Source organism: Pseudocoprococcus catus, from assembly GCF_019734885.1.
GTDB lineage: Bacteria > Bacillota > Clostridia > Lachnospirales > Lachnospiraceae > Coprococcus_A > Coprococcus_A catus.
On record NZ_JAAXCM010000052.1, the window covers coordinates 1 to 1022 of the forward strand.

Sequence of the window (1022 nt, forward strand, 5' to 3'; positions counted from 1 at the left end):
CGCCAGATTGAGATTGTTTGCAAGGTCTTTTGAAGCCCGTTGCCGGACTTCGTTGCCGACACCCTCTGTCTGGCTATTTTCATGTATGGAGGATAACTGCCTATGGCAAAAAACAAAACAGAGATTCATGTGACCACTGTATTTGACGGGGAGCTGGACGCCACCGATGTGTTCGTCAGCCTGATTTCCCAGAAATACGGCAAGACAAATACAAAAGAATATCTTGCTAAAAAGAAAGAATTGAAGTATAATGAAGATGAGGTTCAAAAGAGCCGGATACCGTCTGGATTGTGTGGGTAAATGGCTATGATGAACGAAATGGAATACAGAACAATCGGTTCGGCACTTGCCGGGGGCTATCGTGCAGCGGTCTATTGCAGACTGTCAAAGGACGATGACCTGCAAGGCGAAAGTGCCAGTATCGCAAACCAGCGTGATATGCTGGAAAAATACTGCGAAAAGCAGGGATGGGAGGTTGTGGCAGTCTATCAGGACGATGGCTTCACAGGTCTTAATATGGAGCGTCCTGATTTACAGAGAATGTTGAGATCCATTGAGCGCAGGCAAATCAACCTTGTTATCACGAAAGACCTCAGCCGACTGGGGCGTAACTATCTGCAAACCGGGCATTTGATTGAGGACTTTTTCCCAAGAAACGGGGTGCGCTATATCGCCATGAATGACGGTATCGACACCTTACGGGATAACAACGACATTGCCCCGTTCAAGAATATCCTGAACGAGATGTACAGCAAGGATATTTCCAAGAAAGTCCATTCCTCTTATCTTCTGAAAGCGCAGAAAGGACAGTTTACCGGGTGTCTTGCCCCGTTTGGGTATCGGAAAGACCCGGAGGACAAAAACCATCTGCTCATTGACGAGGAAACCGCCCCGATTGTGCGGCTGATTTTCGGATATGCCCTAAACGGTCATGGTCCGAACTATATCCGCAGACGGCTGGAGGAAGAAAAAATCCCCTGCCCCACATGGTGGAACCGGGAACGGGGGCTTCGCAATACCCG

Annotated in this window: 2 protein-coding genes and 1 pseudogene; 2 read left to right on the forward strand and 1 reads right to left on the reverse strand. The window is 48.5% G+C overall.

Annotated elements, in window-relative coordinates:
• Positions 1 to 129: pseudogene (locus HED67_RS17435) on the reverse strand (tweety protein); the annotation flags it as partial.
• Between HED67_RS17435 and HED67_RS14730 the strand changes: the two are divergent.
• A complete protein-coding gene (locus HED67_RS14730; RefSeq protein WP_002595102.1) occupies positions 103 to 300 on the forward strand; it encodes a hypothetical protein in 198 nt (65 codons plus the stop codon). The pseudogene HED67_RS17435 and the gene HED67_RS14730 sit on opposite strands and share 27 nt — an antisense overlap.
• Positions 301 to 1022 (forward strand): recombinase family protein (locus HED67_RS14735; RefSeq protein WP_221718764.1); only part of this gene is annotated, 722 nt, incomplete at its 3' end.

Excerpts from the sequence above, each read along its gene's own strand:
- HED67_RS14730 (WP_002595102.1), top strand. The coding sequence starts at position 103 with ATGGCAAAAAACAAAACAGAGATTCATGTGACCACTGTATTTGACGGG.